Origin of the sequence: Granulicella mallensis (assembly GCF_014203225.1) — a bacterium.
In the GTDB taxonomy this organism is placed as follows: Bacteria; Acidobacteriota; Terriglobia; order Terriglobales; family Acidobacteriaceae; genus Granulicella; species Granulicella mallensis_A.
In genome coordinates, this window is record NZ_JACHIO010000015.1 from 115,908 (window position 1) to 139,304 (window position 23,397).

Here is a 23,397-nt window from a genome sequence, read left to right on the forward strand (position 1 = left end):
AGAAAACAAAAGCAAAAGTACCTGTTGGGATAACAGGTGTGAAGCTCCTCGCTACTAACGAGCCCCCGCACCACGCACAAACGTAATCGTAAGGTCGACAAGATGCGTCTGCGGATCGGCAGACGCTTTGAACCCTGCTGAGTACCCATTCAGCGCCTGCAACGCGGTGTTGTTTTTCAGAAAGCCTTTGATGTACTCCGCATCGTAGGGATCGCCCGGCTTCATGCGCCAGCCCGTATCGAAGTCTTTTTGCGCGACGGGCGAGAGGTTCAGCGGCGTCACGCTACGCAGGTGGTATTGTTCGCCCGGAACAACCGTAACGTTGTAGTTCACGGTGCGCGCGGCGGCATCGAGCGTCGCTCCCGGCTCGACGAAGACATCCATGTAGCCCTGGCGTTTGTAGGCTATGTCTATTGGAGCAAGTGTATCCAGCAGCAACTTCCGTGAGGCTATATCGCCGGGATGCAGCTTAGCCGTGGACAGTACCGCATCGGCGGTGACGATCGGAGTTCCCGCAAAGGCCAAAGTCCCAACATGGTAGGGCGTGCCCTCCTCTACCGTTGCGCTAAGGTCCACCTCGACGCCGGAGGATTCCGGCTGTGCGATCGTCCGGCTTACATGGACCAGCTTTGCATCCAGGTAACCGGCGTCGCGATACGGCTTGAGCAAAACGCTGGCTGTAGTTTCACCGGCGAGGCCTTCGTTGTAAGCCGCGCCGTGCAGCTTCAGGGCGAGCTTGTCTACATCGCTCGACATGGCAGGTGTAGTCCCTTGCAGCGCGATGCTGTGAATATGCACTCCCGGACGGTCAACGCGATATTCGACGACTCGCAGGGGCTGCGCGGTGGAAGGTTCGAGTGTCTCGTGGATCACAGTTGCCGTCACACCCTTCGCAGCCAGTGCCTCTTGAATGGCGGCGTTGATGGCATCCGGCTGATTGCCTGCATCGGGCAACTGACCCTGGAACAGGGGAGCGGCCTTGTGCAGCGCTGCTGTCAATTCCTCGGGCGTGAGCCAGACAAAGTTTTCGAAGCCGGTCGCGGACAGATGCTGCGGGTCCAGTGGCTTCAGTGTGAAGGTGACCGCGAGCGCTCCCGAGGGACCCTCAACGCCTACGCCGACATCGTCGAAGTAGCCCGTGTCGATCAACCGTTGTGCCGCAGTTTGCAGATTCGCGGTCGAGACCTTCTGCCCACTATGGATTCCAGCCGCGGATTCCAGGTCAGCCTGGGCCCTCTTGCCGGGGTTCTTGAAGATGATCTTTCCGGAGGTGTATTGCGCGCAGGCAGGAACGCTCGCAAGGAGCAGGACGATGGTCGCAAGGCTGAAACGTGGCATGGGTGGGCTCAGAGTAATGGAATGCCTGGCTGTACGCAAAACCTATTAAGGCTTGGTGATTATGGATGTCAGTATAAAGGTTACCGTGTGATGGGCTCGGTCGCGTTGCTCGGCAATCCTGGTCGTTTTCAGTGCTTGCTGATCTTTCAGTGTGCGGAAGATCTCCTGCTGGACCTCCCGGTCGGCCAACACACCGGCCTTCAGTTTGGGGTCGTGTGCGAACGCAGACTGTTGACTGGCGGGCAGCGCGGAGCTGTCCACGCCGGCAAGGTGATAGACCTCACCTACTGTAATCGCGAAGGAATAAGCAACGGTATGTGCGGCGCTGTTCTTGTTCGCGCTGGGTTTGACCACGGCATCGAGAAAGCCCTGGTCCGTATACGCTCTCTGCAGCAAACCCTTCCCGATCCGCAAGGCCATGGGTGAGGCAGGATCTCCCACCTTGATCTCCGTGGTCTTCTCCTGCTCAGCGTGTGAAAGAGGAGCAGCAGCCTGGATATCGATCTGGGCAACGCGATAGATCTCCCCTTCGCGTACGGTTGTGCTGGCATCGACCACAAACCGGTTTCCATCCTTGCGAGGCACGGTAAAGGCCGGAGGATCTGTCGCGATGTCGAGATATCCAGCATCCTGAGAGAGGTCGGCGATGTTGTCGCGGATGGCCTTGGAGGTCTCGTAGAGATCAAGGTCTTGCCCGGAGAGCGCGCGTTGAACCTCTACGAGCTTTGGAGCCAGGGCAGGCGATACGCCTTGCAGATGGATCTCGCCCAGAACGATTTGCGGGCTTGAGATGAGTAGCGTGTTGGCGGCGATCGATCCATCGGGACCGCCGGCAGTCTGCATCGCCGTTACCTTCGCATCGACGCCTTTCTCGCGCAGAAGATCGGTGAGAGCCGCTTCTACCTGGTCGGGGAGATTTCCGCTAAGGGGCATCGTGCCGTGAAAGAGGGGGACGCGTGCTTCAACCAGTTGTTCGAGTTCGGCGGGCTGCCACCAGGTGAAGTTGGCATAGTGCACCGGCTGCGACTGGCTGGCTGCGGCAGCGGTCAGCTTGAAGACCAGCGCGTCGCTGTTCACGGTATAGCTCAGGTCGGTGAACATGCCGGTGTCCGCGATTCGCTGTAGCGCGGCTTCAATCTCCTGTTTTGAAAGCGTCCCGGGTTTGAGGGCGGCGATGCGAAGGAGATTGGCGGTATCGGCATCTCCTGCGCCTTCAATGCGGATCTGCTTCGGGGTGTAGGTCTGGGCGGAGAGAGGCAGTGTGCAGAAGAGGCAGAGCACGAGAGCTAAGGCAGAGAGTGCACGAAAAAAGGCTTGCATGGGAAGAAAGGAGAAATCCTCAATAAAAATAAATTGGAATAAGTTAGCAATCGCCGTTCACTGATTTCTGTTCTACGCGTCACGAGTGTATCGCCTAAGCGCAAGTTTTCTGAGGAGTTTTGTATGAATAAATTCATGGTCTCTTCGTGATCCGCTTTATGCAGTCCGACAGGGTGTATCCCTCTGAATCCGTCACACCCCTTCCGGTCACAATCCTGATTCATCTTAAGTACAGGAGCTCACTTACAAAGTGGGCAGTTTGTTTTTAACCAGTCTTGGATAACCAGTCTTGTAAACACGGTAGCGAAGAGTGCTTGTCGATTCGATCGGATGACAGGATCATCCCCTGGCAGATTTTTTTGTAACGTTTTCGTTACGCCCCACACTATCGAGATATGAAGCGGGAAGCGAAGCGTCAATGCTCGTATTTCTGTTTCAACCCGTGTCCTTCTTCTCTCCCGATTCCAGGAATCTGGTTCTCAATTCCTGGCTAACTGGCGGTATGTTTTTGCGCGGGTAAACGAAATGGAAGCAAGGGTATGACTTCTTTTTTGTTCTCAAACGGTCTTCTTTGCTGCATCCCGAAATCTCGTTTCAGGTATTCCGAGAACGGTAGAAAAAATCTCCGAGGAGGATGTTTATGGAAAATGCTGCCGAAATTTCAAGAAATGCGGCCTCAAGTTCGAGGTGGTCCCTCTGCTCGGCTCGTCCTAAAAGCCGCAGCGGTTGCTGCCTGAAGGTGCCGCAACAGATCGTCCACGATCCTGATCCCGCTACCTACGATCAGCAACTCGTCTTCTCCACGGGTGGAGCTCCGACCTTCAATAGTCCCGATCTCAATACCGTGGACCTCTGGCCGCTGCGCCCCATCCCCATCCTTACGGCGACCGTGCGCAACCTCTCCTCCGAGACCTCGGCAAACAATACCCGCATAGATCTCAGTTGGAGCGCATGGGGTATCGGCATGCCGCGCACCGCCATTGGCTCGACCTTCGTCAATCTGGCCCGAGCGGGCTATGCGGGTGCAGAGACAACGCTCTCGTGGCCCACGCCTCCAGTCGTTACCGCGGCTGGCCGCTACGGCATCTTCGTCAGCATTGTTCATCCCTACGACACCGATCCTTACAACAACAACGGCGAACAGACCATGGATGGCTTTCAAACCAGCACAGGCCGCTCCAGGACCTTCGTCGTTCCGGTTCGCAATCCCACCGGCTCAACCCAAACCATTGATCTCACCACGGGCCCGGCACAGGTCGCTCCCTGGACCACCGTTGTCCCCTCCACCCTCACCCTGGCTGCCGGTGCGCAACAGGACGTCATGGTCCACATCAACATACCCTCTTCCGTTCCGCCCTCACCTTCCGGAACCCTGGTCAGCGCGGGCGTCGATGTCCTCGCAACGATCGGCGGAGTCTATCTGGGCGGAATTAACATCGCCATCCTCTTCGACGCTTAAGGAGTCACCTATGAACACAAGAATTTGTACGCGAATGGGTCTGATAGCCGGTGGCTTTGTCGGGGTGCTTGTCTCCCTGGTGAACACGCAATCCAACTGCTGCGGCAACCCCGTCTTTCACGCCACCTTTGCCCAACTGGCTATGGATGGCCTCGTCGTCGCACTCATCGCCGCCTTTCTCACCGCGGCGTTCATCTGCCTGGTTAGCCATCTACCCGTCAAGCCAGTCTTTCTACTCGCCCTTTACATCGGAGTCGTCACCGGCGTTCTGCTCGGATGGCTGGCTTACCACATCCACAATCCTGGTCTGGCGCTGGCTGTCTGTGCCTATCTCGGAGCAGCCCTGGGCTCGCTCGTCTGCCGCATCCTTTGCGGTGACGCCGGCGCCCTGAGAACGGTAGGTGCGCGATGAGTACTATGGCTCCAGCTTGCGGCGCCCAGCAGCCCGGCAATATTCCTACTCCCTTCGATTGGTGGCCTTTCGTAGCCGCGCCTATTATTGGCGGCGCTCTGGTCTATGTCTGGACGAACGGCATTCCCATCATTAACGGGATCGTCGGCGCTAGCGGTGCCGCACTCGGCTTCTCCACGCTCACCGGCGGAGCCGCGGGTGCTGCCAGCATCGCTACCCTCGTCCTCTACTACGTGCTCAAGGCAGATGGCTGCATCCGCTCCGTTCCCAAGGGAGCGAACATCTGCTTCTCGGGCATCGTCAACGACACCACCGACGAGAACTCTACGGCTGTTGACATCCTCGCCCCCTTCGCGATGGGCCCAGCCGGCGTCTTCGATGTCGTGGTCAAGTCGACGTACTGGCACTATGTGACCGATGACTCCTTCTGGGTCTATTGCGACGATGCGGGCGCAGCCATGCTCCCCTGTCTGGTCAAGAGCGAGACTGCCTGCGGAGGCCATATCGGTTCTCTGGTCGGCGTCACCGTTGGCGCCATCGGCGGCGTCATCCTCGGCTACTTGGCTGCAGCCGCAGTGGGCATCGCGATCGGTTGTACCGCCACCGGGTTCTTCTATTTGCTCTGCCTGATCATTGCTTTCATCATCGCCGCTATCGTTGCTGCCGTCGTGGCCTATGCCGGGGCCGTCATCGGCGGAGCGGCCGGAGAAGGCATCGCTGCCGCTGCCAACGCCAACGATCCTGTTGTCAAGGCCTGGAAAGGTCTCAGTCCCGGCGACATCGTGACTGTCCAGGGGAATTGGGTCACCGACGATTCCCTGGGCAACAACGAGATCTTTTACACCACCAGCATCAACCGGACAGGCAACGTCGGCTCGCCAGGCCCTTACACCACGGCACAGGCAGACGACGCTATCCCGTCCGACGACTGCAATTCCAATTCCAACCCGCCGCCGCCCAGGTAACCGCTGGACAAAGGGACAAAGGAATCTGCTTGAGCCGTGCTGTGCTTTTTGCAAATCGGCTCAGGCAGGATTGCAGTGGTTCTCCAATCGGTGCAGAGAGAAATCACCGGGACGGAGTGGCTGTTCTCTCAAGAAAAGGCCGCTCTGCACAAAGTTGGAAGTGCTCAATCATTCGATGGAAGAAAGGTTTTCAGAGTATGTCATGCCCTTGCAGCAGCACGAATTCGAGATCGGGACCGGCAAGATTCCCCTCATCCGGAAGCCTGCCGACCCTGTCTGATATCAAGGCATTTCGCTCCGGGCAGCCCGCCGTGCCTTACGTGGTACATAGGCCGGCAGACCTGCGCATGCTTCTCCGCCCACAAGCCATTCTGCGTCCTTTTCTCAAGCCAGGAGTTTTAGTCAGGATTCCTGAACTCTCTCCAGCCGAGTGCCAGGCCTGGGAGCAACGCCTCACTCCGCTCGTCCAGGAGTGCGGTTGCAACGCCGGCGCCCTTGCCGTGGGTATCTTCCTGGCCCTATCCGTCCTGGCCCTTTTCTTCACTAACATCCCCGACGACTTTCGTTTTCCCTTGCAAACCTATCTCATCGGCTCCGCATGCTTCGTGGCTGGCCTCATCCTGAGCGCCTTCCTCGGAAAGCTGAGCGGGCAGGTGCTGGCGGCCCTGCGCCTTCATCGCGCCTGTCAGGAACTGGAGACAGCCTTGAACCTGCAGCCCGGACCAAGCCGTTGAAAGCATTTACGGCACCCGTTCGACTGCACGCGGGACAGGCTTTAAACTCGTGCCCTTAACAAGCGTGTCATCGAAACTTTATTCGAAGGTTCGGCCGAACTTTTGTTTTGAAGGGGCGGAGCTTCAGCTCCGCCGTTGGTACAACACAGGACGTAAAGCGGCTTCAGCCGAGGAGGGAACGATGTCTATTGGAGCAGTGGCTCCGTCCCCTTGGAATCTCTTTGCTCTTCAGAAGCGCCTGGGTTTGCCCAGGTATCGTTCCCTCGGTGACTAAAGTCACTGAATCCGGCGGTTTCTAACGGCGGGGCTGAAGCCCCGCCCCTTCAAAGCCAAAGTTCTGGGACAAGATTTGATAATGCTCTCTACAGCGTGACGTTCAACTTCTTCGTCCAAGGTGTGGCTGCAGTGAGCGCCTTGTTCACGTTCTCGATGTTCTCGACGCCAACCGTGTTGAGCCAGTCGCGGAACGCGGCCTCACCCTTTACGGCGTAGATCGGGATGCCATCTTTCCAGGTCGCGCGGCCGCACAGAACGCCGTTGAACGCGACACCGGACTCACCGGCGAGCTCCAGGGTCTCGATGAACACCGGGTTCGAGACACCGGCCGAGAGATAGATGAACGGCTTCTCGGTGACGGCTGCCGCATCGCGGAAGTGCTGCAGGGCCTCTGCACGGGTGTAGGCGCTCTCGCCCTTGAAGGCCTTAGTGCCCGCGACATGCTCCATCACGATGGGCACTTCCACCTTCAGCACATCGACGCCGTACTGGGGCTTGGAGAACTCGGTCATGGCACCGGCAACGATCGACGGCTTCTTGCGCGCATAGGCGACGGATTTTTCGTCGCCACCGTCGGCGTCGTAGCCGACAAACTCGAGGAAGAAGGGGATGTCATGCGCCCGGCACTCATCGCCGATGCGCTCGATCCACGCATGCTTCAGGTCGTTGATGTGCGGCTTCTCGAAAGGGGTGTAGTAGAGCAGAATCTTGATGCAATCGGCTCCGGCATTCTTCAGACGCCGCACGCTCCATACATCGAGCAGGTCAGGCAGGCGGCCCGGAGTATTGGAGTCGTAGCCGGTCTTTTCATAGGCCAGCAGAAGGCCCTTGCCGTTGCGCTGCGCTGCTGCCGGGAGGCCGAACTCGGGGTCCAGCAGGATGGCGGAGGCATGCTTGGTGAGCACCTCGGTGACGAGGGTCTTGAAGACCTCGAGGTCGTGTGCGTCGGCGGCTGAGCCGCGTTCTTTGGCCAGCGACTTCTGCAGCGATCCCCGCTGGTCCATGGCGGCGGCGGCAATGACGCCTCGCGCGTCGGAGACGGCCTTCAGGCCTGCGAGTTTTCCGGGAGTGATGGTCATATGGGCAGTACCCCTCAAGGTTCGATTTCGACTGCGATTGTACACAGCGTCGGGGGGGCGGCGCACCCGGCAGTGTGCGGTGTTCGCGCGAGATGTTATCAGCACGTGAATTATTTCCAGATGCCTTGACGCAAAGGGTGCCAGGGCGTGTCACCCTTTCGAAGGTTCAAGCTGAGCCTGAGAGCGGGGCCAGAGTTCAAGTTTTTGTTTTGAAGGGGCGGGGCTTCAGTCCCGCCGTTAGAAGCCACTGGATACAGTGACTTTAGTCACTGAGGGAATGGCTGCTGGGGCAAGCGAGTACTCTTCCGCTTGCAAGAGTGCCTGCCTGGTTGGGGAAAGGCAGGCTTTGATGAGCAGGCCAAAGGTATTCAATGGACAAAGCCGCTCGCTAGATTGACATCGTTCCCTCCGCGGCTGAAGCCGCTTTAGACGCTGCTTCAACGGCGGGGCTGAAGCCCCGCCCCTTCAAAGCGGGCAATCAGGCGAAGAGCTGGAACAACGTTCGATGACGCGCCCTGGGAAACAGCGCTTTTCCCTTTGCGTACTTTGCGTCAAGGCTTTTACAACCGCAGGGTTTCTATAATGGCTGGAATGGAAAAAGAAGAGTTGTTCCGTAGTGGTGGGCGGGCTGCCAGCCAGGCCCGTGCTTTGCGTTTAACGCCGGGGTTTGTTGCCACGGCAGAGGGTTCGGTGTTGATCGAGGTGGGTCATACCCGCGTACTGTGCAATGCCACAGTCGAAAACGGCGTTCCGGGATGGATGCGCAACTCCGGCCGCGGCTGGGTAACGGCGGAGTACGGCATGCTGCCGCGCGCCACGCTGACCCGCACGGCCCGCGAGTCCGAGCGTGGCAAGATCGGTGGCCGTACTCACGAGATTCAGCGGCTCATCGGCCGCAGCCTGCGGTCGGTGGTCGATATGCGCCTGCTGGGCGAGCGCACCATCATCCTGGACTGCGATGTCCTGCAGGCCGATGGAGGAACGCGGACGGCAGCCATCACCGGGGCCTGCACGGCGCTGGCGCTGGCGCTGGGCAAACTGGTGCAGTCCGGTTCGCTCAAGGAGTCGCCGCTGAAGCAGATGGTGGCGGCCACCTCGGTGGGGATCGTCGATGGGCGTGTTCTGCTGGACCTGGCTTACGAGGAAGACTCGCGTGCCGAGGTGGACATGAACGTGGTCATGACAGCCGATGGCGGCCTGGTGGAGACCCAGGCAACGGCCGAGCGTGGAACCTACACGCGCGCCCAGTTGAACGAGATGCTGGACGTAGCTGCGGTGGGGATTGAGGAGCTGTTGAAGGCGCAGCGGGACTGTTTGGCGCTGGCGTAGAGTTGTTGTTGCTTGTTTTTCGTCATCATCCTGAGCCATAGGCGAAGGACCCCCGCATTGGATGCCACCACGGACGCCAGGAGAGACATCACCAATGCTTGTAGTGCGCTTTGCGTCTGTGCCACCACGCCAGAATGCGGGGGTCCTTCGTTCGCTACGCTCTCTCAAGGATGACGACGAAAAACTAACAACAGCAAAAGCTGGTTTGTAACCACCGGAGGGATTCATGAGTTGTCATCATTTCGACGATCTGAAACCAGTCAAGCGTTCATCCACCAGGGGCTGCGAAGAGTGCCTGAAGATGCACAGCTACTGGATCCACCTGCGCGAGTGTCTCGTCTGCGGCCATGTTGCCTGCTGCGACTCGTCGCCGAACAAGCACGCGACCAAGCACTTTCATGCGACGAAGCATCCGGTAATGCGGTCTATCGAGCCGGATGAAAGCTGGGGTTGGTGTTTTGTCGACGAGGTTATGGTGGAGAGCGTCGAATAATATCCGCATGGGTGCCCCTGTTATTCTGGGCTTACACGGAGGGTTTTAGAAATGGCAGAAGAAGCGGTTCATATTACGGTGCGGCCCAATGGTCCACTGCGGGTAGAAGGTCACATCATTTTGAAGGATGCCGATGGCCAGGAATGGGACCTGACCGGCAAGCCGGCAGTCAGCCTCTGCCGTTGCGGCCTGAGCGAGAAGCGGCCTTTTTGCGATGGCGCGCACTCGCGGCAGAACTGGCAGTGCATGGCGACTCCAGGGAATCTCACTGGTAAATAGCTCGTCGCCGAGCCCCATTTTCCGGCAAATTGCCTTCACGGCCCTTTCAGGGGGCCGTGAAGTCGTTTTGGCTCCCATAAAATAGCTTTATATCTTCGATAGAGGTTAGAAACTTTCGCGGTGCTGGTGCGTATCAAGAGTAGACACCTCTGTACGCTTTTCTTTCTGCACATGATTTTTGATTTGGATTAGGTGTCGGCGGTTCATCAACCGCCGGGTACGTTAGGAGCTACGCGATGCAAGCGACGTCAGGCATGAAAACAAGGACATGGTTGGGAACAGGCATGCTGGCGTTGGCCGGAGTGCTTGGCTCCGCAAGTGCTGGGGCGCAGACCCCGGCCGCCGCTCCGCACGCCACCGGCACGGTAAAAGCCACGACGGCTACAGATCTGACAGTAACGGCGACGACGGGCCAGGACTATACGGTCACCGTGCCCTCGGCTGCCAACATCCTGGAAGTAGCTCCCGGCAGCCACGACCTGAAGTCCGCCACGCCCGCGCATCTGGGTGATATCGCGGTCGGCGACAAGGTCATCGTTACCGGAACGGCTGGAGATGCGGGCACGTCGCTGACGGCGCAGCGGATCATCGTCATGAAGTCCGCCGCGATTGCGGAGACGCATGCCGCGGAGTCCGCCGCGTGGACCCAGGGGGGCGGCGGAATCGTCAAGTCTGTGAATGCGTCGGCGGGAACGATCTCGGTCTCGAGCGGCCTGAAGATATTGACCGTCCAGACGGCCCCGGCAACAGTGGTTCGACGCTACGCAGAAGGCTCGGTGCGTTTTGAGGATGCGGTGGCGAGCTCTATTGGAGCCATTCAGCCCGGCGACCAGCTCCGTGTTCGCGGTACGAAGTCAACTGACGGCAGCAGCATCACCGCCGACGAGATTGTGACCGGATCGTTCCGTAACTTCTCCGGTACGATCGCATCGCTCGACAGCGCCGCCGGTACGCTGACCTTGAAGGACCTCACTACGAAAAAGATGGTGACGGTTGCTGTCACCCCGAACAGCGATGTGCGGCGTATCCCACCGGACGCTGCGGCGAGAATGGCTGCGCGGTTGCGCGGCGGCGCCGCTGGAGCTGGAGCTGCCGGAGCCAAGAACGTCGGTGGAGCTCAGCCTCCTGCCGAAAGTGGAGAGCACCGCGCCGGTCGTGCCGGAATGGATCTTTCGCAGATGCTCTCTCACCTGCCGACAGAGACACTTGCCGGTCTGAAGACAGGAGAGGCCGTGATGATCGTCGCTACCGCGTCCCAACCGGGCAAGGCAACGGCCGTCACGCTGCTGGCTGGTGTTGAGTCAATTCTTGCAGCCCAGCCGGCTGGCGAAGCCATGACCCTGTCTCCCTGGAGCATGGGTGGGGCGCCAGAAGGTGGCGGTGGACCCCAGTAAGACCGTTATGCCGTACGCGGCAGATAGAACAAACGCATTGAGATAACGGACCTGCCGCCGCGTATGTCCGAGGTGTAAGTTTTTTTGAACTTTTAGGAGTGATGATGTTTTTGCGCAAGGCGCTGATATTTGCATTTGTGTTTTCGTTGACAGCTCTGCCGGGTGTGGCTCAAACCTCCCAGGCCCCTTCGAGCGGTCCTATTACTGCGACCTTAACGCCTGCCGCCAAAGGGGGCACAAAAGTTCATGGAATCGTCACCGATCCCGACGGCGAGTTGATTCCGGGTGCAACCATCACCCTGACGCCGGCGCACGGCAGCGCCAGCACGGCAACGTCGGGCAGCGATGGCACCTATAGCGTCACGATCGCGCCGGGCAGCTATACGCTCCTGGTTACGATGAAGGGCTTCGCCTCCTACTCGATGACCAATCTGAAGGTCCCCGCGGTGGCCAGCTCGACTGTCGATGCGCAGTTGAAGATCGGTGAGGAGACGCAGGTCATCAACGTCGAAGCCAATGCCATGCAGCTCAGCGTCGATCCGGACTCCAACGCGAGCGCGCAGATCATCACAGGCAAGGACCTCGACGCGCTCTCCGACGATCCCGACGAGCTCTCGTCGGAGCTCTCCGCGCTGGCCGGCCCTTCCGCCGGACCCAACGGCGGCCAGATCTATGTCGACGGCTTTACCGGTGGCCAGTTGCCGCCCAAGTCTTCCATTCGCGAGATCCGCATCAACCAGAACCCGTTCTCGGCGGAGTTCGACAAGCTGGGTTACGGGCGTATTGAGGTGTTTACCAAGCCCGGCACGGATAAATTGCACGGCTCGTTTCAGATCAACGGTGATCCCTCGCAGTTCAACTCGGACAATCCACTCGTGACCACGGTTCAGCCGCCGTATCACACGCTCTTTATGTTCGGGAGTGTGACGGGACCGATCAGCAAGAGCGCGACCTACTCCCTCGGCGGATCGCACCGCAATATTCAGGACGACTCGTTCACCAACGTGAACATTCTTGCGCTGCCTGGCACGACGACTCTCTGCGCTCCGGGACAGATCGGCTGTTCGATCATTGCGTTCCAGACCTCGACGTACTATCCCCAGGTGCGTACGGACATCAATCCGCGCCTCGATCTTCAACTGGGCGATAAGAACGTACTGACCACGCGGTACCAGTATGTGCAGAACGATGCCACCAACGCAGGTATCGGAAACTTCACGCTGCCTTCGGCCGGGAATAACAACACCAGCCTGAGCAACATTCTGCAGGTGAGCGACGCGCAGAACTTCAGCTCGCGGCTCATCAATGAGACCCGCTTCGAGTACGAGCGCGAGCATGTAGCGACAACCGCTCTCAGCAATGCGCCGTATCTCAATGTTGAAGGCACGCTCCAGGCCGGCGGATCCACGGGGCAGAGCAGCACCGACCATCAGGACCACTTCGAGGTTCAGAACTACACATCACTGCAGTTGAAGAAGAACTTCATCCGCATGGGTGGACGCCTGCGTGCCACACGCGAAGCGCTGGACACAGAGAGCAATACCAACGGCACGTTCACCTACACCAGCCTGGCCGCCTATCAGCTCGGCACCCCCAGCCAGTTTCAGATCACCCAGGTCAACAACCATAAGATCGGCGATACCTTCACGGACCTCGGCCTCTATGCGGAGACGGACTGGAAGGCGCGTCAGAACATGACGGTCAGCTATGGCATTCGTTATGAGACGCAGAACCATCTTGCGGATCATCACGACTTCGCACCGCGTGTCTCCGTGTCGTATGGATTGTTCGGCGGCAATGGTGCCCCCAAGACGGTGCTGCGCGGCGGCTTCGGCTTGTTCTATGACCGTTTTTCTCAGACCAACATCCTGACCCTGGAGCAGGAGAACGGCACGAACGAAACGGTATATTCGCTCAACAATACGACTGGCAGTGCGCAGATCCCAGTCGGTTGCACTCCGGGAACCCCCGGAACGCCTCTTTCAGCGTCCCAGATCGCTACCTGTATCGAGGGCGTCTCTGCTTCTTCCCAGACGGTTTACTCTGCGGCCAATAACCTGCGCACGCCGTACATCGTGCAGTTCGCGGGCGGCGCTGACCAGCAGATAAGCCGCATCGGCAAGATCTCGGTGAACTATCTGCATTCGCAGGGAGTGCACCAGTTGGCGACGCAGAACATCGGATTCGATGTAGCTACCCAGAAGCTGAACAGCCAGAACTATCAGTACTTCAGTGAAGGTGTGTTCAACCAGAACCAACTGGTCATCAATGGCAATGTGCAGACGACCAGGTGGCTGTCGCTGTTTGGCTACTACTCGCTGAACTCGGCGCACGGCGATACCTCGGGTGCGGGTGCGTTCCTGACGACGCCGGGCAATATCGCGGCGGACTATGGACGCACGACCTTCTCCGTGAAGAGCCGTTTATTCATGGCCGGCTCGGTGACGCTGCCGAAGTTCATCCAGTTCAGCCCGTTTATGATCGCGCAGAGCGGCAACCCGTATAACATCACCACGGGTTCCGACGACAACGGTGACAGCATCTTCAACGATCGCCCCTACCTCGCGGCTCCGGGCACGCCGGGCGCTAAGACGATCAGTTGCGGAACCTTCTTGGATTACGCACCGGGAACCGCTCCTGCCGGAGCAGTGAAGGCTCCGATCAACTCCTGCACCGGCGGCGGTCTCTTTACCTTCAACTTCCGCTTGACCAAGACCTTCGGCTTTGGACCGTCGACGGTGGTCAATCGCGGCGGCGGAAGCTCCGATGGGAGCAGCCGCGGCAATCGTAACGGCGGTGGTGGTGGCAATCGCGGTGGCGGCGGTCGTGGTGGTGCTCCAGGCGGTGGTCCTGGCGGGTTTGGCGGCGGTGGAGGATCCAGCACCGGCAAGCGCTACAACCTGGCTATCGGGTTGCAGGTGCAGAACCTGTTCAACAACGAAAACCTCGCTACCCCGAACGGAACTCTCTCCTCGGCGAACTTTGGTCAGGCGACGCAGATCACCGGCAACCCCTACACCACGAACAGCGCTCTGCGGCGCATCGCTCTGCAAGCCTCGTTCAACTTCTAGAGGCAGGAAAAAGGAAGTAGGAAACAGCAAACAGTGAAGGCCTCCTGCATGGGAGGCCTTCGCTGTTCTTACCTGCTGTTTGCTTCTCGTGTGGTGAGTCGTTAATTCGCTAAAGACGAATGGTCTGTTCAATACAGCGCGAAGCGCGTTCCCTGATGCTTCAGCATCAGGGAGACGGAGGGAGCCGTAGCCTTCAGGCGACGGAAATAGAGGCTTAGTGACGATGTGGCCTTTAGGCCCGGGCCTTCTTTCGACTGCGGAGAAAAGGCCCGGGGCTAAAGCCCGATTCCTGCCTGCTCCTTATTCCGTAGCCTAAAGGCTACGGCTCCCTCCGTCCCGCGACGCTAAAGCGTCACGGTTTGCGCTTCGCGCTATGGGGTAAGGCTGGTTCTTCAATGAATTAACGACTCACCACACTAGCTGTTTCCCGTTTCTACTTCCTGCCTTGAAAATTCTTCTTCAGCCCCTGCCAGCACTCGTAGTACTCGTGTTGCAGCATGGCTGTGTCCATGGCGAACTTTGTCGGGCGGCAGGCGAAGCGAGTTTCGAACATGAACGCCAGCGTGCCGTCGAGTTTCACCGGCTTCAGCTCCGCCTGGCTCGCGCGCTCGAAGGTTTCGGCATCCGGTCCATGGCCGGACATGCAGTTGTGCAGTGAAGCGCCGCCGGGGACGAAGCCCTCGGCCTTGGCGTCGTACTGACCCTGCACCAGGCCCATGAACTCGTTCATGAAGTTGCGATGGAACCAGGGCGGACGGAAGGTATGTTCGGCCACCATCCAGCGCGGCGGGAAGATCACGAAATCGACATTCGCCGTGCCAGGCAATTCGCTCGGAGAGGTCAGTACAGTGAAGATTGAAGGGTCCGGATGGTCGAAGCTCACCGTGTTGACGCAGTTGAAGAGCCGCAGGTCATACTTGTACGGCGCGTAGTTGCCGTGCCACGCGACGACGTCCAGCGGTGAATGATCGAACTCCGAAACCCACAGGTTGCCGAGGAACTTGGCTACTACCTCGAACTTCGCTCCGTCGCGGTCGTCATAGGCGGCGACCGGGGTGAGGAAGTCGCGCGAATTTGCCAGGCCGTTTGCGCCGATGGGGCCGAGGTCGGGCAGGCGTAGCGGCTGTCCGAAGTTTTCCAGCACATATCCGCGCGCTTCTTTGCCTGCTAATTCCACCCGAAATTTGATCCCACGCGGGATGACTGCGATCTCGCCGTTATCGATGTCCAGGATGCCAAGCTCGGTGTGCAGCCTCAGGCCGCCGAGCTGCGGCACGAAGAGCAGTTCACCGTCCGCGGAGTAGAAGAAGCGATCCGTCATGCTCTTGTTCGCCGCATACAGATGGATCGCGACGCCGGAGTGCATTGAGAGGTCGCCATTGCCCGCCAGCGTCGTCAGGCCATCGAGAAAGTCTGTCGGCTGCGTCGGGAGGGGAATGGGGTCCCAGCGCAGTTGGCTGGGCGTCGTTTCGACCTCGTTGAACGGAGTTGAACGCACAAGCCCGTTGGAGAGACGCGTGTAAGGGGGATGCATCACCGAGGGCCGTATGCGATAGGTCCAGGTGCGGCGGTTGAGATGTCGTGGCGCGGTAAAGGGGCTTCCGCTCAACTGCTCGGTGTAGAGGCCGAGCGGCGCGTGTTGTGGCGCGTTCTGGCCCACGGGAAGACCGCCGGGGTGAGCCTCGGTCGCAAACTCATTGCCGAAGCCGGATTGATAGTGCAGGTTGCTCATCGGGCGTGTTCTCCTGTGCCGCGCCGCTTACTCGCACGCAACAGGAAAGCTTACTCCGAATGGAGGGCGATTGGCTTGGGTTGCCCCGATCAATTCACGGTTGGAGAAACGAATCGGCGGGACACGCCTGAAGCCATGTCCCGCCGATTCGTTTGTGCTGATCCTCTTTGCCTGCTTCGCAAAACTACCGGGGCACAGCGAACGTGTTGTTGCTGCGATCGCTGTCGGGAATCTTGTGCTCCGGGTCGAGGGTTACAGCGGTAACGCGCGTGGTCGTGTCGACGAGGAAGGTATGCGTCGTATTCTGCATCCAGGTCTCGACAGGAATCTTTACATCGATGGGCTGGCCGCCTTCGCGTTCGATCCGCAACGTCGCGGGGAGAAGCAACTGGCCGTGATTGGCGACCGTTACGCGCAGGCCCTTGGCGGGATCGCCATCGACATACTGTGCGTCTGTAACCGCCAGATCGAGCTGCCAGTTGTTGAAGTACCAGCCCCGCCAGAAGTAGCTGAGGTCCTCGCCGCCTTCGGATTCCATGGCACGGAAGAAGTCAGAGGGTGAGGGATGCTTGAACGCCCAGTCGCGAATGAACCTGCGGAACGCGAAGTCGAACCGCTCTGGCCCCAGAATGTCCTCGCGCAGCAGGGTGAGGCCAAAGGCCGATTTGAAGTACGTCACCGAATGGCGGTACTTCTCCTGGATAGCGTCGGCGCGTGTCAGGATGATGGGTGCGGCGGGGTTGGCGAGCACCTTCACGATCTCGTCGGCGGGTGCTCCGCCGCCGGGAGCATACTCGGAGTCGCGCTTGGGCCCATCAATGCCGCCTTCGAACTCATCCGACTCGAAGGTGTCGATGAAGGTGTTGAAGCCTTCGTCCATCCAGGCGTTGCGGCGCTCGTTGAAGCCCATGATCATCGGAAACCACGTGTGGCCGATCTCATGCGCGGTGATCCAGAAGAGCTCCTTGCCTTTGTCGTCGATGCCGTCGAAGAGGATCGCCGGGTACTCCATGCCGGAGGAGAAACCGGCTACGTTGATCGCATTGGGATAGGGGTACGGGTACCAGCGCGCGGAGAAGTGCTCCACGGAATCTTTCAGGTACTCGGTGGAGCGCCCCCACGCCGCATCGCCCGCGCTCTCCACGGGATAGACGCTCTGTGCCAGCGCCGCATGTGCGGGGTGACCGGCACCGGCTGCAATGTTCATCCGCGCCGCGTCCCAAAGAAAAGTAGCCGAGGCGGAGAAGGAGACATCGCGGGTGTTCTCCATCGCGAAGTGCCACGTCTTCGTCCCGCTGGGTTTGGCGGCAACGGCTGCCGCTGCGTCCTCCGCGGTGCGAATCATTACGGTCTTGTCGCTCTTGCGAGCCTCTGCGATTCTCGCCAGTTCAGGCTTGGAAAGAACTTCGGTCGCATTCACCAGTTCGCCGGAGCCCGCAACGATCATATTGGTGGGCACTGTAACGAAGTAATCGAAGTTGCCATATTCCAGGTAGAACTCGTTGTCGAGATAGGGCTGCGTGTCCCAGCCGTGCAGGTCGTCATAGACGCACAGGCGCGGATACCACTGCGCGAGGTCGTAGATCTCGCCCTGCTTCGCCATGCCCCACGAGGTGCGTCCGCCGAAGAGCCCGGGGATGGGGTAGCTGTAGTGGATCAGGACGCGAATCTTTGCGCCATGCGGCAGCGCCGACGCTTCGGACAACTGGATCTGCAGGCGCGTATCGCTGACGACGGTCTGCGCCTTCACGGCAGCTTTGCCGAGGGGCTGCACTTCGACCGAATCCAGGGTGTATCCCTCGGTGAATTCCGTCGATTTGCGCGCGTGCCGTCCGCTGCTGGCGAAGGCCGCCGCACGCGAGTTCTGGCGATAGGTGTTCTGCTCGAGATTGAGCCAGAGCGAGGTCAGGGTGTCCGGCGAGTTGTTGGTGTAGGTAATGACCTCGGTGCCGGTCAGGACCTTGTTCGCCGTGTCGATGGTTGCGTGCAGTTCATAGTCCGCGCGGTTCTGCCAGTACTGCGGCCCCGGCGCGCCGTTCGACGAACGATACGAGTTCACAGGATCAGGCAGCGTGAGCGGCGCGAAGGTCTTCAGCGGATCGTAAGACGCAGGGCTTTGGGCGAGACCTATCGAAGTGAAGGTCAGGGCAGAGGCAAGAAGGAAGGCTGCACGCGAAGGGTTCACACCTTAATCGTACATGGGGATTTCAGCGTCGAATCTCTCGCCACTCGAAACTCGTGACTCGAACCTGAAAGCATCCCTCTGAATGATCGGCGATGCGACCACACTACTCATTAGCAAGCTTCGCCAACGCCAGCGCCAGTACCCGCGTGCCTACCGCAATGGACTCCGGTGTGGAGTACTCGTCCGGCTTGTGCGAGACGCCCGCACGGCTGGGAATGAAGAGCATGGCGGTGGGTGCGACCGCAGCGATGAAACTCGAATCGTGATACGCGCGGCTGACCATCTTTTTGTAGCCCACTCCTTCTGCCTTGCAGATCGCCTCGACCGTTTCGACGATGTGCTCGCTGCTCCTGGCGGGAGCGTCGGCATTGACGATCTCTTCCTGCACGCTGACTCCGCGACGCTGCTCGATCTCTGCGATGTCCGCGTGGAAGGCGCTCAGCACACCGTCACGACGCGCAACATCGGTATCGCGAAGGTCGAGGATCAGGGTGACGCGCGAGGGCACTGAATTCACCGCACCCGGATACACGCCGACCATGCCGATGGTGGCGACGGTATCGACGCCGCCGGAGCTCGTGTTGGCTGCGCGTGCGTGCCGCTCGACGGAGAGAATCATCTCGGCCGCGGCGCACAGGGCATCGCGGCGATCAGGCATCAAGAGTGCTCCGGCATGTCCTCCGAAACCTTCGACTGTATAGCGATAGCTCGCCGGTGCGGCGATGTTGGTGACGATACCCAGCTCGATCCCTTCGCGCTCCAGCAGCGGGCCCTGCTCGATGTGCAGTTCCACCCACGCGTGATAGTGCCCGATAGGCAGTTTCACGCTGGCGAGCGATCCGTGAAAGCCCGCGGCCTGACGCACGTTTGCAAGCGTAAGGCCGGTGGGCGCAGAGGCGTCGGTCTCAGGCAGGCGGTCGAGCATCCTGTCGGCCGCCTCGGGATCGATGACACCGCCGAGCAGCCGCGAGCCGATGCAGCCGATGCCGAAGCGCGTGGGCTCCTCGCTGGTGAGCATCAGCAGTTCAATCGCGCGCTTAGGGATGAAACCTGACTCCTTCAACGACCGCATGGCCTCGAGACCGCCGAGAACTCCGACCGTTCCGTCGTACATGCCCGCATATGGAATCGCATCGGTGTGCGATCCGGTGCCGACCGCGCCGAGGCCCGGGTCGGTCCCTTCCCAGCGCAGGAAGGTATTGCCCACGGCATCCTCGCGCACCGTAAATCCAGCGGCGAGAACCAGCTCTTTGAGCCAGGCGCGCGCTTCAAGGTCGCGCGGCGTAAACACGATGCGTGTCACGGCCTGCGTGGTTCCGGGCAGCGGCCTGTCCTGTATCGGCGGGCAATCGGTGATGAGCGCGAGTTGGTCGAGTTCGCGAAGGAGGCGGTCGGTGTTGATGGTCAGCGTCATATTTTTTGTCAGGTATTAGACGAGGGTATGCCGATTGAAATCTTTATAGATCAGATATTTCGCAGGCTTCTTGCCGATGGCCCCAAACCACTGCGGACAATACGGTGCCATCCAGATGAAGTCGCCCGAAGACGTCGGATACCAGCTATCGCCGAGCCGATAGATTCCACCGCCTTCGAGCATCAGCAGGCCGTGTTCCATGTAGTGAACTTCGACCTGGTTGAGAGAGGCTCCGGGGGCGTACGTCATGGTGTTGCAGGCGAAATCGAACGAGATGGAATCAGGTAGCAGAGCGCGCACCTGGAGGTCTTCATCGCCATTGAGCGCGGTCGCGGGAATCTCCGGCTCGCGACCGATCAGGAACCACGGATAAGGGACTTCGAGCGCTTCCTGATCGGCTGGATCGAGCGGGAGAAAGGGCTTGTCGATGACCGCGACGCGAGCCTTGGTAACGGCCGTCAGCGTGTGCGGGTAGTCGGTCGGAAAGTACGCATAGCCGCCGGCCACGAGCGTGTGGGGCTCGGTTTTACCGGGCTCGTCGAGCGTGAGCTCTCCTTCGAGCACGTAGATCAACCGTTGCGTTGGCCCCTGCGTCAGCGTGCCCTTGGGCTCGAACTCGACGGTCATCTGCGTAAATGCCGCTCCCGCCTGGGGTGCGACGTGCACGATGGCGAGGCCCCCGCTGAGCCCAGGTAGCGGCGTGCGGATGAAGGTGTCCGGCGTAAGCAGCAGGTGATCGCGGCGATTGGAACTGCGAGTGTGTCCAAGGTTGTGCATGGTGTCCGATTCTAAGCGGTTGGAGTTAATGTTTTGCGTGTGGCTTCAGGTGCACCAGCAGGTTAAGCACAGTAGCCAGTGCGGCCTCGACATCTTCTTCACGGACGCTCTCGCCCGGATGGTGGCTGAGGCCGCCGGGCGAACGCACAAAGAGCATCGTCGTCGGCACATGCGGAGCGAGGATCATCGCGTCGTGTCCAGCGCCGGAGAACATCGGCTTCGCATCGTGCCCGGTGCGCTCGGCGGCCTGGTGCAGATGCACGGTGAGCGCGCGATCCATCGGCACGGCCTTTTGCTCCGCCAGCAGCTTCGCGCGAACGCTGACCCCGCGCAGGGCTCCGGCGGCCTCGGCCTTCGTGAGCAGATGAGCAACGGCTGCGTGGCGTGATTCGTCCTTCGGATGGCGCACATCGAGTGTGAGGTGCGTCGTGCCGGGGATAACATTCATCGCTCCGGGCAGGGCTTCGATACGTCCAACGGTGGCGACGAGTTGTGTGTGGTCGGAGGCGTAGCGTTCGACTTCGACGATCCACTGCGCTGCAGCCGCCAGAGCATCGTGACGCAGCGGCATCGGCGTCGTGCCCGCGTGGTTTGCCTGGCCTTCAAAGGTCAGATTTAGCCGCGACTGTCCGACGATAGTTTCGACGACGGCCAACGAGGCGTTGTCGCTTTCGAGCACAGGGCCCTGCTCGATGTGGACCTCGAGTGCGGCAAAGGTATTGGGCGCGAGAGGGCAGCTCTGCGCGATGCGGTCGGAATCGAGGCCGAAGTCGCGAAGAGCCTGCGACACGGAGATACCTGCGCTGTCGGTACGTGCGAGCTGTTCCGCGCTCAACTGGCCGGTGACCGCCAGCGAGGAGAGAAAGGGAAAGCCAAAGCGTACCCCTTCTTCTTCCGAGAAGGCGATGAGTTCAAGGTGGAAGGGAAGCGGCGTTGCTCCGAGTTCTTCTATCGCCGCCAGGCCCAGCAGTACGCCCAGAGGACCATCAAAGGCCCCTGCGTTGGGCACGGTATCGATGTGCGAGAAGAGCACCAGTGTCGGCGCATCGGTCTTGGCGGAGCGGCGAACCGCGCGCAGGTTGCCGGCGTCATCGAGGCGCGCTTCGAGTCCCCCCTGGCGCATCCACCAGGTTAGCAGCGTGTGCGCGTCACGCGTCTTGGGCGAAAGAAACAGGCGCGTCGTCTCGCCGGGAACGTCGCTGATACGCGCCAGCTCGCGGCATCGGGCGATCACTTTAGCAGCACGGGTTGAAATAATCTGGTTCGTCATGGCCCACCGTTTTATCAGACACGCCGTACGGTTGCTTCGATGGTGCCGTGTGGCTCATCGGTTGGAACGAAGATGTGATTCGGGTTCTCCTGCCCAAAGCGGCCCAGGTCGACCAGCAGGTTGTGTTTGTTCGGCATCAGCATGTAAACCTCGTCGATGATGTCGGTGTGATGCAGTGCCGCCTCGGCCATGGCGTAGAGTGTTTGCTGCACCGACAGCGAATCGTGTTTCGCAAAGGTCGTGATGAGGATGTCCCGCAGGTGGCCACGAACCTTGTTGAAGTCGATGCCTGCTTCAATTGCAGCTTTCGTGTAAAGCCATTCGGCTTTGACGGCCGTGGCGAACAGCCGGTCGCTGGTCTCGGGCAGCGTCGTCAGCGAATCTTTGATGAAGCCCATAAAGCCGGATTGCGCGGTCTTGAGCACCGTGAGCCGCTCGAGCCCGCTGGTAATTGCGAAGGCCTGACCCTGCTGCCGCGAGACCGTTGTGGTCTGCCTCTCGTCCGACCCGCGCATGAAGGCCGTCGGATAGGGCTGGCCATCGACGGTAAGCCGCTTCCACAGCGTGGACTCGACGCTGACCTCGACGCTCTCGGCCTGCGGGTTGCGCCCCAGCAGGAAGTCGATGAGCTCCTTGGCATAGTCCTCCATGCTGGTGGCCTTCGACTCTCGCGCGACGTGATAGACCGTGTTCTTCATCGTGTCGGTTGGAAGAATCTTCGCGTTGTCGCCGAGAGTATGCGCGGTATCGAAGTCGCCGGTGAGCAGGACCTGCACCGTCCACTCGTCAAGGTTGTGATGCTGCTCATGCCTGGTCACACGCATCAGTCGTACGCGCGATTTGCCATAACGATTGGAGACAAGTTTTACAGGCATCTGTGTCCTCTTTAACTTCCTCGATAGGTGGTGTAGCCATTGGCCGTCAGCAGCAGAGGAATGTGATAGTGCTGCGCCGGGTCGGCCACGGCGAAGACGATCTCAATCCAGGGATACAGGCCCATGAGTTTCTGTGCCGAGTAGTACTCCGCGGTCGCGAAGTTGATCTTGTACGTAGCAGCTTCGAGCGGCGCGTCGCCAAGCAGCGTCTTGCAGCGGCCATCGGAGTCGGTCTGGTCGCGGCCGATCTCGCGCCAGGTGCCGTCATCGAACTTCGAGAGCGCAAGCGAGACATTCGCCGCGGGGAGGCCGATGGAGGTGTCGAGAATATGTGTTGAAAGTCCCATAAGAAGAAGTCACCGGATTGCAGGAAGTTTACTATGCAATGCCCAACCACTTGCGGAGACGGATCTGGGTGATCTGGCGCTGTTGCTCGGTGGCTTCTTTCAGTTCCGTCGCCGGATCGTTCGCCAGCCGTGCCTGCAGGATAGCCAACATCTCCGCCGCGCTCTTGCCCGTGGCACAGACGATGAAGATGCGGCCGAACTTTTGTTCGTACTCCCGGTTCGCTGCGGCAAGCGCCTCCTGCGTTGCCGTGTCGGGATTGGCAGCGCTCTGTTCGCCTGCAGACCACTTCAAACTCTGGGCCGTCGCGGCTTTGGCCTTGTGTTCGCCGATGCGTGGGTGCGAGTCGAAGGCCTGCTGCCAATCTTTTTCAGGCAGCGCCAGCCATACCTTGTCGGAGGCGGCAAGGAGTTCCTCTGGCGTGTCGAACGGATAGAGGTTCACGACGCCGAGGGCCCAGGCCAGCGAACCGTTGCAGGGCAGGATGATCTTGGCCGCCGTCTCCTGTTCGAGGCGGTTCCAGTCTTCCAGCGTTTGATTGACGGGACTTTGCTGGCTCATCATCACACTCTCTCTGGCCACGATTCTCTCTGCTCAGATCCTCGAAGCTCTTGGCTGATCGAAACCCCGCGGGGCAAGTCAGCTAAGAG

Annotated in this window: 20 protein-coding genes; 9 read left to right on the forward strand and 11 right to left on the reverse strand. The window is 59.9% G+C overall.

Features of this window, described 5'->3' with window-relative positions; genetic code table 11:
* Positions 1-54: 54 nt before the first annotated feature.
* Both HDF15_RS17475 and HDF15_RS17480 read right to left on the reverse strand, forming a co-directional pair.
* A complete protein-coding gene (locus HDF15_RS17475; protein ID WP_184257812.1) occupies positions 55-1,338 on the reverse strand; it encodes a POTRA domain-containing protein in 1,284 nt (427 codons plus the stop codon).
* A 45-nt stretch (positions 1,339-1,383) separates the two neighbouring features.
* Positions 1,384-2,658 (reverse strand): POTRA domain-containing protein, encoded by a 1,275-nt coding sequence (locus HDF15_RS17480; protein WP_184257814.1) that lies wholly within the window; start codon positions 2,656-2,658, stop codon positions 1,384-1,386.
* Positions 2,659-3,298: 640 nt separating this feature from the next.
* Here HDF15_RS17480 and HDF15_RS17485 point away from each other — a divergent pair.
* From HDF15_RS17485 to HDF15_RS17500, 4 genes are all read left to right on the forward strand, one after another.
* Entirely contained in the window at positions 3,299-4,117 is an 819-nt protein-coding gene (locus HDF15_RS17485; RefSeq protein WP_184257816.1) for a hypothetical protein, read from the forward strand.
* A gap of 10 nt (positions 4,118-4,127) precedes the next feature.
* Complete coding sequence (locus HDF15_RS17490) at positions 4,128-4,529, forward strand: hypothetical protein (protein ID WP_184257818.1); 402 nt, start codon at positions 4,128-4,130, stop codon at positions 4,527-4,529.
* A complete protein-coding gene (locus HDF15_RS17495; protein ID WP_184257820.1) occupies positions 4,526-5,494 on the forward strand; it encodes a hypothetical protein in 969 nt (322 codons plus the stop codon). The genes HDF15_RS17490 and HDF15_RS17495 overlap by 4 nt, the downstream gene beginning before the upstream one ends.
* Positions 5,495-5,841: 347 nt before the next feature.
* On the forward strand, positions 5,842-6,228 hold the full coding sequence (locus tag HDF15_RS17500) for a hypothetical protein (RefSeq protein ID WP_184257822.1): 387 nt from the start codon (positions 5,842-5,844) through the stop codon (positions 6,226-6,228).
* 362 nt (positions 6,229-6,590) lie between these two features.
* On the opposite strand, the gene HDF15_RS17505 is transcribed toward HDF15_RS17500, so the two are convergent.
* The gene (locus HDF15_RS17505; protein WP_184257824.1) at positions 6,591-7,583 is read right to left on the reverse strand and encodes a tagatose 1,6-diphosphate aldolase; all 993 of its coding nucleotides are present in this window, start codon (positions 7,581-7,583) and stop codon (positions 6,591-6,593) included.
* Between the two features lie 582 nt (positions 7,584-8,165).
* Between HDF15_RS17505 and rph the strand changes: the two genes are divergently transcribed.
* The 5 genes from rph to HDF15_RS17530 all read left to right on the forward strand — a co-directional run bounded on the left by rph (position 8,166) and on the right by HDF15_RS17530 (position 14,149).
* The gene (gene rph / locus HDF15_RS17510) at positions 8,166-8,912 is read left to right on the forward strand and encodes a ribonuclease PH (protein ID WP_260331160.1); all 747 of its coding nucleotides are present in this window, start codon (positions 8,166-8,168) and stop codon (positions 8,910-8,912) included.
* Between the two features lie 226 nt (positions 8,913-9,138).
* Positions 9,139-9,405 (forward strand): UBP-type zinc finger domain-containing protein, encoded by a 267-nt coding sequence (locus HDF15_RS17515; protein WP_184257826.1) that lies wholly within the window; start codon positions 9,139-9,141, stop codon positions 9,403-9,405.
* A 51-nt stretch (positions 9,406-9,456) separates the two neighbouring features.
* A complete protein-coding gene (locus HDF15_RS17520; RefSeq protein WP_184257827.1) occupies positions 9,457-9,684 on the forward strand; it encodes a CDGSH iron-sulfur domain-containing protein in 228 nt (75 codons plus the stop codon).
* A gap of 236 nt (positions 9,685-9,920) precedes the next feature.
* Positions 9,921-11,078 carry a hypothetical protein gene (locus HDF15_RS17525; RefSeq protein WP_184257829.1) on the forward strand — a complete coding sequence of 386 codons (1,158 nt, stop codon included), beginning with the start codon at positions 9,921-9,923 and terminating at the stop codon, positions 11,076-11,078.
* Positions 11,079-11,179: 101 nt separating this feature from the next.
* The gene (locus HDF15_RS17530) at positions 11,180-14,149 is read left to right on the forward strand and encodes a TonB-dependent receptor (protein ID WP_184257831.1); all 2,970 of its coding nucleotides are present in this window, start codon (positions 11,180-11,182) and stop codon (positions 14,147-14,149) included.
* Between the two features lie 433 nt (positions 14,150-14,582).
* Here HDF15_RS17530 and hmgA read toward each other — a convergent pair whose 3' ends face one another.
* From hmgA to uraD, 8 genes are all read right to left on the reverse strand, one after another.
* Positions 14,583-15,881: a homogentisate 1,2-dioxygenase gene (hmgA, locus tag HDF15_RS17535; RefSeq protein WP_184257833.1), complete on the reverse strand. Its 1,299-nt coding sequence runs from the start codon at positions 15,879-15,881 to the stop codon at positions 14,583-14,585.
* 184 nt (positions 15,882-16,065) lie between these two features.
* A complete protein-coding gene (locus HDF15_RS17540; protein WP_184257834.1) occupies positions 16,066-18,066 on the reverse strand; it encodes a M1 family metallopeptidase in 2,001 nt (666 codons plus the stop codon).
* A gap of 103 nt (positions 18,067-18,169) precedes the next feature.
* The gene (locus HDF15_RS17545) at positions 18,170-19,480 is read right to left on the reverse strand and encodes a M20 family metallo-hydrolase (RefSeq protein WP_184257836.1); all 1,311 of its coding nucleotides are present in this window, start codon (positions 19,478-19,480) and stop codon (positions 18,170-18,172) included.
* Positions 19,481-19,495: 15 nt separating this feature from the next.
* Complete coding sequence (gene allE / locus HDF15_RS17550; RefSeq protein ID WP_184257838.1) at positions 19,496-20,257, reverse strand: (S)-ureidoglycine aminohydrolase; 762 nt, start codon at positions 20,255-20,257, stop codon at positions 19,496-19,498.
* 25 nt (positions 20,258-20,282) lie between these two features.
* On the reverse strand, positions 20,283-21,527 hold the full coding sequence (locus HDF15_RS17555; RefSeq protein WP_184257840.1) for an allantoate amidohydrolase: 1,245 nt from the start codon (positions 21,525-21,527) through the stop codon (positions 20,283-20,285).
* Positions 21,528-21,541: 14 nt separating this feature from the next.
* Positions 21,542-22,402, reverse strand: coding sequence for a factor-independent urate hydroxylase (gene pucL, locus HDF15_RS17560; RefSeq protein WP_184257842.1), 861 nt, complete (start codon positions 22,400-22,402; stop codon positions 21,542-21,544).
* Positions 22,403-22,413: 11 nt separating this feature from the next.
* Positions 22,414-22,749, reverse strand: a complete 336-nt coding sequence (gene uraH / locus HDF15_RS17565; RefSeq protein ID WP_184257844.1) for a hydroxyisourate hydrolase — start codon at positions 22,747-22,749, stop codon at positions 22,414-22,416.
* 31 nt (positions 22,750-22,780) lie between these two features.
* Positions 22,781-23,329, reverse strand: a complete 549-nt coding sequence (gene uraD, locus HDF15_RS17570) for a 2-oxo-4-hydroxy-4-carboxy-5-ureidoimidazoline decarboxylase (protein WP_311733137.1) — start codon at positions 23,327-23,329, stop codon at positions 22,781-22,783.
* Positions 23,330-23,397: the final 68 nt, after the last annotated feature.

Bases quoted from the DNA above. Each gene is read 5' to 3' on its own strand.
- HDF15_RS17475 (WP_184257812.1), bottom strand. From the start codon at position 1,338: ATGCCACGTTTCAGCCTTGCGACCATCGTCCTGCTCCTTGCGAGCGTT.
- HDF15_RS17495 (WP_184257820.1), top strand. From the start codon at position 4,526: ATGAGTACTATGGCTCCAGCTTGCGGCGCCCAGCAGCCCGGCAATATT.
- rph (WP_260331160.1), top strand. From the start codon at position 8,166: ATGGCTGGAATGGAAAAAGAAGAGTTGTTCCGTAGTGGTGGGCGGGCT.
- HDF15_RS17525 (WP_184257829.1), top strand. From the start codon at position 9,921: ATGCAAGCGACGTCAGGCATGAAAACAAGGACATGGTTGGGAACAGGC.
- HDF15_RS17545 (WP_184257836.1), bottom strand. From the start codon at position 19,480: ATGACGCTGACCATCAACACCGACCGCCTCCTTCGCGAACTCGACCAA.
- HDF15_RS17490 (WP_184257818.1), top strand. From the start codon at position 4,128: ATGAACACAAGAATTTGTACGCGAATGGGTCTGATAGCCGGTGGCTTT.
- HDF15_RS17480 (WP_184257814.1), bottom strand. From the start codon at position 2,658: ATGCAAGCCTTTTTTCGTGCACTCTCTGCCTTAGCTCTCGTGCTCTGC.
- HDF15_RS17500 (WP_184257822.1), top strand. From the start codon at position 5,842: ATGCTTCTCCGCCCACAAGCCATTCTGCGTCCTTTTCTCAAGCCAGGA.
- hmgA (WP_184257833.1), bottom strand. From the start codon at position 15,881: ATGAGCAACCTGCACTATCAATCCGGCTTCGGCAATGAGTTTGCGACC.
- allE (WP_184257838.1), bottom strand. From the start codon at position 20,257: ATGCACAACCTTGGACACACTCGCAGTTCCAATCGCCGCGATCACCTG.
- HDF15_RS17555 (WP_184257840.1), bottom strand. From the start codon at position 21,527: ATGACGAACCAGATTATTTCAACCCGTGCTGCTAAAGTGATCGCCCGA.
- uraH (WP_184257844.1), bottom strand. From the start codon at position 22,749: ATGGGACTTTCAACACATATTCTCGACACCTCCATCGGCCTCCCCGCG.
- HDF15_RS17515 (WP_184257826.1), top strand. From the start codon at position 9,139: ATGAGTTGTCATCATTTCGACGATCTGAAACCAGTCAAGCGTTCATCC.
- pucL (WP_184257842.1), bottom strand. From the start codon at position 22,402: ATGCCTGTAAAACTTGTCTCCAATCGTTATGGCAAATCGCGCGTACGA.
- HDF15_RS17485 (WP_184257816.1), top strand. From the start codon at position 3,299: ATGGAAAATGCTGCCGAAATTTCAAGAAATGCGGCCTCAAGTTCGAGG.
- HDF15_RS17520 (WP_184257827.1), top strand. From the start codon at position 9,457: ATGGCAGAAGAAGCGGTTCATATTACGGTGCGGCCCAATGGTCCACTG.
- HDF15_RS17530 (WP_184257831.1), top strand. From the start codon at position 11,180: ATGATGTTTTTGCGCAAGGCGCTGATATTTGCATTTGTGTTTTCGTTG.
- HDF15_RS17505 (WP_184257824.1), bottom strand. From the start codon at position 7,583: ATGACCATCACTCCCGGAAAACTCGCAGGCCTGAAGGCCGTCTCCGAC.